Source organism: Carboxylicivirga linearis (assembly GCF_018271995.1).
GTDB lineage: Bacteria > Bacteroidota > Bacteroidia > Bacteroidales > Marinilabiliaceae > Carboxylicivirga > Carboxylicivirga linearis.
Genome location: NZ_JAGUCO010000125.1, coordinates 1 through 623, shown reverse-complemented (window position 1 = coordinate 623; position 623 = coordinate 1). Strand labels below are relative to the sequence as shown.

The 623-nt window shown below is 43.3% G+C and carries 1 protein-coding gene; it reads right to left on the bottom strand.

The genetic code is table 11. The annotated features are described in order from the left end of the window. On the bottom strand, window positions 1-623 hold a 623-nt coding region (locus tag KEM10_RS23970; protein WP_212220990.1), incomplete at both ends, for a fasciclin domain-containing protein.

The following is a 623-nucleotide window of genomic DNA, read 5'->3' as shown; positions in this document are numbered from 1 at the left end:
GCATCAATCACATGTACCACACCATTATCAGCTTCGATATCAGCTACGGTTACCATGGCATCATTGATGTAAACTTTACCATCCATGATTTTTACTTCTACTTCTTTTCCCTGTAGGGTAACTATCATATAACCATTACTTAGGTCGGTACTCATGGCTTTCGATCCGACTACATGGTACAGTAATATTTGTGTTAAGGCACCTTCCGGATCTTCCAGTAAAGTTTCTACAGTGCCTTCAGGTAAGGCGGCAAAGGCATCGTCGGTTGGTGCGAATACGGTAAAAGGTCCGTCTCCCATTAAGGCTTCATCCAAACCTGCTGCACCGATAGCTGCTTCCAAAGTAGTATGTAATTCACTGTCTGAGATAATGTCGTAAACAGTGGTAGTTGGTGGTAGCAATACGGCATCAATCACATGTACCACACCATTATCTGCTTCGATATCAGCTACGGTTACCATGGCATCATTGATGTAAACTTTACCATCCATGAATTTCACCTCAACTTCTTTGCCTTGAAGGGTAACTATCATATCACCATCGCTTAGGTCGGTGCTCATGGCTTTCGATCCGACTACATGGTACAGTAATATTTGTGTTAACGCGCCTTCCGGATCTTCCAG